Source organism: Puniceicoccales bacterium (assembly GCA_031255005.1).
Classification (GTDB): domain Bacteria; phylum Verrucomicrobiota; class Verrucomicrobiia; order Opitutales; family LL51; genus JAIRTH01.
Map to the genome: position 1 here is coordinate 22900 of JAIRTH010000021.1, position 7457 is coordinate 30356.

5 protein-coding genes and 2 tRNA genes are annotated in these 7457 nt (G+C 42.1%); 3 read left to right on the forward strand and 4 right to left on the reverse strand.

Going from position 1 to position 7457, the window contains the following annotated elements; all coding sequences use genetic code 11:
• Positions 1–21 precede the first annotated feature (21 nt).
• The 3 genes from gyrA to LBH49_02645 form a co-directional block, all read right to left on the reverse strand.
• Positions 22–2436, reverse strand: a complete 2415-nt coding sequence (gene gyrA, locus LBH49_02635; protein ID MDR0351521.1) for a DNA gyrase subunit A — start codon at positions 2434–2436, stop codon at positions 22–24.
• Between the two features lie 20 nt (positions 2437–2456).
• A complete protein-coding gene (gyrB, locus tag LBH49_02640; GenBank protein ID MDR0351522.1) occupies positions 2457–4970 on the reverse strand; it encodes a DNA topoisomerase (ATP-hydrolyzing) subunit B in 2514 nt (837 codons plus the stop codon).
• A gap of 127 nt (positions 4971–5097) precedes the next feature.
• A tRNA-His gene (locus LBH49_02645) sits at positions 5098–5174 on the reverse strand.
• 129 nt (positions 5175–5303) lie between these two features.
• On the opposite strand from LBH49_02645, the gene LBH49_02650 reads away from it, so the two are divergent.
• Positions 5304–5882, forward strand: a complete 579-nt coding sequence (locus tag LBH49_02650) for an RDD family protein (GenBank protein MDR0351523.1) — start codon at positions 5304–5306, stop codon at positions 5880–5882.
• A gap of 198 nt (positions 5883–6080) precedes the next feature.
• On the opposite strand, the gene LBH49_02655 is transcribed toward LBH49_02650, so the two are convergent.
• Positions 6081–6156, reverse strand: a tRNA-Arg gene (locus LBH49_02655).
• Positions 6157–6324: 168 nt separating this feature from the next.
• Here LBH49_02655 and LBH49_02660 point away from each other — a divergent pair.
• Together LBH49_02660 and LBH49_02665 are read left to right on the forward strand one after the other, a co-directional pair.
• Positions 6325–6519, forward strand: coding sequence for a hypothetical protein (locus tag LBH49_02660; protein ID MDR0351524.1), 195 nt, complete (start codon positions 6325–6327; stop codon positions 6517–6519).
• A 164-nt stretch (positions 6520–6683) separates the two neighbouring features.
• Positions 6684–7457, forward strand: a 774-nt coding sequence (locus LBH49_02665; GenBank protein MDR0351525.1) for a hypothetical protein, incomplete at its 3' end; no start/stop codon positions are given.

Here is a 7457-nt window from a genome sequence, read left to right on the forward strand (position 1 = left end):
CTTCAAAGTCATGATGTTCCGTTACAAAATCACTCTACTAATTTTCATAAGGCAGTCTCCCTTCTCCAAATTAATAAGCCTCACGCCCTGGGTTGATCTCCCCAGCAGGGCTATGTCACTTACCGCTATTCTTACTGCCTGACCGAATTTTGTCAACATCAATATTTCATCGCTTTCACCGATGGTTAGTGCTCCGGCCACTCCGATACCCTTCGCCAAACGAATGGCGATCACACCGCTGCCACCGCGTTTCTGCAGCCGATAGCTGGCAAATTTCGATCGCTTGCCCTGGCCATTGGCCGCTGCCACCAGAAAGGTTTTATCATTTTTCACCACGGTCATTGCCACCAACCTATCGCTAAATCTTAGGGTCATGCCACGCACCCCTCTTGTGGCTCGGCCCTGGCTCCTGAGCTCAGTTTCATTGAACCTAATGGACATGCCCTTGTAGGTTATCAACACCAACTCATCATTGCCAGTAGATAGCTGGGCTTCGATGACCTGATCACCATCGTCCACATCGATACCACGGATGCCACACCGACGAAAATTTTCATAGGCGCTCAAGCAAGTCTTTTTGATCACACCATTGCGCGTGCACATCACCACATACTGATTATCGGAAAATTCCTTAAAATTAAACAGAGCCGCTATGCGCTCACCCTTTTGCATCTCCAGGATATTTATCATCGACCTGCCCTTGGCCAATCTGGACCCTTCGGGCATCTCGTAGACCTTTTCCACGTAGATCCGTCCGGTATTCATCACAAACATAACATTGTCATGGGTATTGGCTGAAATCATATGCTCGATCTGATCATCATCATACTGGCCAACGCCTATAACGCCTTTGCCACCACGACGCTGAGATTTATATTCATCCACATTTGCCCGCCGGATAAAACCATTGTGGGTAACGGTGATAATACAGCCTTCATTGGCAATCACATCTTCGATTCGAAATTCGCCTTCTTCATGGATAATATTTGTTTTTCTTGGCGAAATATATTTTTCTTTCATATCTAATAAATCATCTTTTATAATATTAAACAATAGTCTGTCATTGGCTAAAATTTCTTTATACTCGCTTATTATTCTATTCAAATTTTCATATTCTTGTTCTATTTTGTCTCGTTCCAGGCCGGTCAATTGATATAGCCTCAAATCTAAAATTGCATCGGCTTGCTTATCGGACAGAGGAAATTTTTCCATCATTTCTGACTTGGCATACTCTCTATTGGATGATTGACGAATTATCTTTACAAAATCGTCCAAATTATCCAGGGCAATACGATAACCTTCAATAAGATGTATTCGAGCTTCGGCTTTTTGCAACCTAAATTCGGTTCTGCGATAAATAACCTTATGCCTATGATCCAGATAGCACTCAAGCATTTCTTTGATGTTCATCTGCTTGGGCCGACGATTATCCAAGGCTAACATTATGACGCCAAAGGATGATTCCAACTGGGTCATTTTGTAAAGTTTATTTATTAATACCTTTGAAGATTCACCTCGTTTTAATTCCATGGCTATGCGAGTATTTTCATCGGATTCATCCCGAAGATCACTGATCTCATCAATGGCTTTATCATTCATCAGTTCGGCAATCCTAATCACCAATGCTGCTCGATTGATATTATAAGGCAACTGAGTTATCACCACCTGCTCTCTGCCTCCTTCCAATTCTTCGGTCTCCACAATGCCGCGATTCTTTATAATGCTACGACCAGTCTTCAGATATTTTTCTATGTTCTCCATGCCCACCACCACTCCTCCGGTGGGAAAATCTGGGCCTTTTATTATGCGGCATAGCTCATCTATACTCAGATTGGGATCATCGATTATGGCGCATAGAGCATCGATCAATTCACCGAGATTATGCGGAGGAATATTGGTTGTCATTCCAACGGCTATGCCCGTCGATCCATTCATCAGCAGATTCGGTAACGCCGAGGGCAATACCACCGGCTCAACGGTACTTTCCTTATAATTCGGCTGAAAATCCACGGTATCCTCATCAATATCACGCAAAATCTCTTCGGCCATGCGGTCGAGCTTGCATTCTGTATAACGATAGGCTGCCGGCGGATCACCGTCTATGGATCCAAAATTTCCCTGGGGCATAATCAATGGATAACGCAGTATCCAGTTTTGGCCCAGACGCACTATGGTGTCATAGACCGAAGTATCGCCATGGGGATGGTAATTTTTCAAAACTTCGCCGACCACACCGGCACATTTATCAAAGGGCCGACTACTCAGCAGACCTTCCCGTAGCATGGCATACAATATCCTGCGCTGGACTGGCTTAAGGCCATCTCGCACATCAGGCAATGCCCGACTGACTATGACAGACATGGAGTAATCGATATAGGATTTCTGCATGACGTCCGTTATGTTTGATGAAACTATTTTTTCGTTCTCTGCGGTCATTTATTAATATCTCCAAAAATTTAAGCGTCTATATAAGAAACATTTAATGCATTATCTTCTATGAATGCACGGCGGATCGGCACATCTTCTCCCATCAGCATGGAAAAGATCGATTCGGCCATCGCAGCATCTTCGATCGACACCCTCAACAATCTTCTGGTGATCGGATTCATGGTCGTCTCGAACAACTGCTTAGGATTCATTTCTCCCAATCCTTTATATCGCTGGATTGATAGACCACGCCGGCCAAGCTCTCGGATCTTCGCCAGCAGCTCCAATCCCGAATGCATACCAAGTCTAATTTCGTTTTTTGTGTCGATATTCTCAACCACATAATATCTTGGCTGCTCGGTTTGCTCAAAGGTAGATATGTCAAGGCCAATTTCTTGAAGCTCCTTCAAAATTTCGCTAAGTCTCAGCGATTCAAAAATTTCATGGACAGAAATGCGCTGCCGAACCCTATGACCATCCCTATCAATTTCCTTCGATGCTGTGCCAGCAAACAGGTCATCGGATATGCCGTACTCCAAATAAAATTTTGATCTCTGTTCATCATCGAAGAGAAACCTAAACTCCTCGTCATTGCCAGTTCTTATCCTCGCTATATATCTGGGCAGAACAAGCGTAGCCAAGTCATAGGCGTTTAGATATTTAGCCAATGAACAACCACATCGAACTATGCCATTGCCAAGGCTTTCTAGCTTCGAGAATGCATTTACAACGATTTCAACCTTGTGGGGATCAAATTGCCTGCCATCGTTGGCTGATATCAATGTAACATCTTCGGAACCGAGCTCCAGCAATATCTTATTTAGCTCGGAATCGTTGTCCACATAGCGCTCCTTTTTCTTTCTTTTTATTTTATAGAGCGGCGGCTGGGCGATGTAAATATACCCTCTTTCGATCAATTCTCGCATTTGCCTAAAGAAAAATGTTAACAGAAGCGTTTGGATATGGGAGCCATCCACATCAGCATCGGTCATTATAATTATTTTGTGATAGCGGCACTTATCCGGATCAAATCCGCCAGCATCGGAAGAATTGCCGATGCCTGTGCCACAGGCCATGATCATCATCCTTATGGCTTCGCTATTTAAAACCTTATCAATTCTTGCCTTTTCCACATTAATGACCTTCCCGAACAGCGGCAAAATTGCCTGGGTTTTTCTATTGCGACCTTGCTTGGCCGAACCACCAGCCGAATCTCCCTCCACTATGAAAAGTTCACATTTTTCCGGAGATTTTTCCGAACAATCGGCTAGCTTTCCAGGCAATCCTCCGAAGGCCAATGCACTTTTCCGTACCGTCTCTCGGGCTCTACGGGCAGCCTCCCTGGCTCTGGCTGCATTCAAGCACTTGTCAACGATCTTCTTCCCAAGTCCCTGGGTTGTCTCGAGCACATACTTCAAATTGTCTCCAACAATCTTTTGAACCACACCGTCCACCTCGCCATTGGATAATCGGGTCTTGGTTTGGCCTTCAAACCTTGGCTCTGGAACTTTTATGGAAATGACCGCTGTCAGGCCCTCGCGTACATCTTCGCCGGAAAGAATCGGATCCTTGTCTTTCAGCAAATTATTGGCTTTGGCAAAGGAATTTATCACCCTGGTCAAGGCAGTCTTAAATCCAGAAAGATGGGTACCGCCTTCAATGTTAAAAATGGAATTTGCATAGGCATAGACCTGCTCGTTATAGGAGTCATTGTATTGCAATGCCACGTCAACGGAGATATCACCATTGCTGTCGCCGGCAACAATTCCAGAAAAGGCTATTGGTCTTTCGTGAATGACAATTTTTCCTCTATTTAAAAATTCCACATATTGAACTATGCCGTTGTCAAACTTAAATACTTCGAATTTATCACTGCGTTCATCGGTCAACACTATGGTTATGCCAGGATTCAGGAATGCCAATTCACGCAATCTCTTGGCAAGAATATCGTATCTAAATTCTCTGATTTCACGAAAAATTTCCGGATCTGGCAAAAAAGTTATTTTTGTGCCGGTTTTTTTCGTATCGCCAATAACGGTCATTTTCTGTGTGGTTTTCCCCTTGGCAAAGGTCATGTGATAGATATGTCCGTCACGCCTCACCTCCACATCAAAAACCTCAGAAACAGCATTAACACACTTAGCACCAACACCATGCAACCCGCCTGACACCTGATAGGCACCTTTGGAAAACTTACCACCAGCATGCAGATTTGTCATAACCAGTTCCAGCGCTGGCATTTTATATTTTTCATGCATATCCACCGGTATGCCACGTCCATCGTCCTCCACGGAGCAGGAACCATTTACATGTAAGTTGACGCTGATATTATTACAATAACCGGCCAACGCTTCATCTATGGAATTATCGACAATCTCAAACACACAATGATGCAATCCACGCTCATTCGTATCGCCAATATACATATCTGGGCGCTTGCGCACACCTTCTAACCCCTCTAATTTTTGGATCTTCGAGGCATCATAACAACCGTCCTGTAAAATTTCATTAAAATTATCCGAAGCAATATCATTCATATTCATACATTACACCACCATTTAATAGCCATTGACAAAATGTGCCTGCAAATAAACAATAGCAATGTAAAATGCGAACAAAAAATTGCACTTATGCCTTAAAATCGCACCTATGGATTAATTTTACCTATGATGGGGTGGCAGACCGGATTCGAACCGGCGACCCTCGGAACCACAATCCGATGCTCTAACCAGCTGAGCTACAGCCACCACAAACGATGTGCATGTCAACATTTTGAACGATGTTGTCAATCAAGATACGTAGATTTAATGCATAAAATACTAAACACACCAATTCAGATTGACAAAATCTCCACTTAGGTACACTTTGTCAAATCTATGTCCAGTGTAAAATGCATGCGATTCGTACCGGCTACCCTAAATCGCCGGGCCTGGGCTTTTAATATAGATTGCATAATAACATCCCTCATTTGCATTCCATTTCTAAAAAATAATATGCCAGATCTATCCAGCCTATGGGTACCAATAGATGCCCCATCCGCCGCCATCAATGTAAATGATATTGCGAAAATAGCCGAGAGCATCACGAAACCTTTTTCTAAGCTAATGGTACTAGGCTGTATCATTTGCATAGTTTATTTTGCCATCAGCGAAATATTGTTTAGAGGCACAACCATTGGCAAAAGATTATTTCAGATAAAAACTGTGATGATAAATGATCCCTGTTCTGGACCATCACCTTTTCAAACACTAATGAGATCCATACTAAAATGCGCTGCAGCATTTTACTGTATGGATATTAATAGTATAATTATTTGTATAATATGCCTTGCAAATTTCTTCTTTGGAGTGATATCTTCCACCGGATCCTTTGGCTATGATGTGATTTCCCGGACCATGGTGGTTAGGTATGACTACGGTGAACATCATCCTTTGGAAAAGGTTGGCTTCCTATAGAGAGGTAATCCACAGTCCGTAATTCATAAAAATCGCCATTCGATGGCGAGGCAATAGCTCCTTAAAAATAACAATTTTTCATAGAAATGACAAAAAAACCAACATTAGGTAATTCAAATCTTCCTAGGGCGAAGTTCAATCTTCCACAAAATAAATGATAATCCTATGCAAAAAGTGATAAAAACCCTCCCTGGGAACTGGCGGGGGAAGAGAGACTCGAACTCTCGACCTTCGGTTTAGAAGACCGCTGCTCTATCCACTGAGCTACTCCCCCTTTGGCAATCTTTGGGCACTGGTTATCTTTCAAGCCCTTTTGCGTCACTAAACTTGCAAAACAAAAAAATAAATGCAAGAATTTTACCAGACCATTAACCACAATTATTTTCAATTTGAAGCTGAAAATACTTTAAAAATTTAAAAAAATGTTTAGATTAAGTTTGTTATGTCATCACCAATTCAATCATCTGGTCCATCAAATATAAGTGGACCGACCGATCTGGAATCTAAAACCAATGCACCGAAAACTAAGTTTGCATTTTCCATAAAACAGGCTGACTCGAATAAAAATGTGAGCAAGGCCATGGAAAAGCAATCCAATATTCCAGCAGAAAAACCAAATATCCCCACTGACAGTTAAATACTTTTACATGCTTTTATGGCCTTTGGACTACTAACATGCAGTCTAATATGCAGTTCAAAGGCAAATTCAAAAACTTCTCTGATTAATGCATCGCCATAGTATTTTTATTTAAAGGTTAAAATGCTTTAAAAACTAAAAAAAATACTTAAAATATATATGTTATGTTTCCGACTCTGCATGCAAATACACCGGATCAATCGCGCCTAACGGGCGCAACTAAATACGATACCGAAACACTCGGAAAGTTGCGAGAAGAGTTAGGGTTCTCAATACAACAAGAAAAAAAAGGAAATCTAACCGTACGCAGTTCCATGGACGGCAGCATATCTAGCACAATGAAGTTGGGGGATATTAAAGAAAAACATGCTAAACCCGTAGAAAATCTTGTCGGAAAGATACTTAAAGACAATGGGATTAACAACATTGACACATTACTCCCAAGTAATGCGAAAGATAATGTTCTTAAAGATGCAAATAAATTTATTGGCATGGCATTTTTTCTATGTACGCCAGATCAAATGAACCAAGTATTATCTTCGCCAGATACACTGACAAAATTTTGTAAAGCCATACTGACTGAAAAAAGTGATCAATATAATGAGGCTACCACTAACGAACTTCCTGCTGATAAACTTGCTAACCTTCCTAGCTACCATAGCTACATATCCTTGCCTCGCCAAAGGGTCATAGCTGCCCTGAAATCCTCGCAAGAACAATCGGGACAGCAATCCACTAAGCTATCTACCTCAGCTCAGCCAAACACTACCTCAGCTCAGCAAAACATTGGCCCATTTAAGCAAAACATTGACTCAGCTCAGCAAAACACTGGCTCAGTTAAGCAAAAAATTACCTTCTATCAGCAAAAAATTGACTCAGCTCAGCCAAACATTGGCCCATTTAAGCAAAACACTGGCTCAGTTAAGCAAAACACTGCC

Bases quoted from the DNA above. Each gene is read 5' to 3' on its own strand.
- gyrA (MDR0351521.1), bottom strand. From the start codon at position 2,436: ATGACCGCAGAGAACGAAAAAATAGTTTCATCAAACATAACGGACGTC.
- gyrB (MDR0351522.1), bottom strand. From the start codon at position 4,970: ATGAATATGAATGATATTGCTTCGGATAATTTTAATGAAATTTTACAG.
- LBH49_02650 (MDR0351523.1), top strand. From the start codon at position 5,304: ATGTCCAGTGTAAAATGCATGCGATTCGTACCGGCTACCCTAAATCGC.
- LBH49_02660 (MDR0351524.1), top strand. From the start codon at position 6,325: ATGTCATCACCAATTCAATCATCTGGTCCATCAAATATAAGTGGACCG.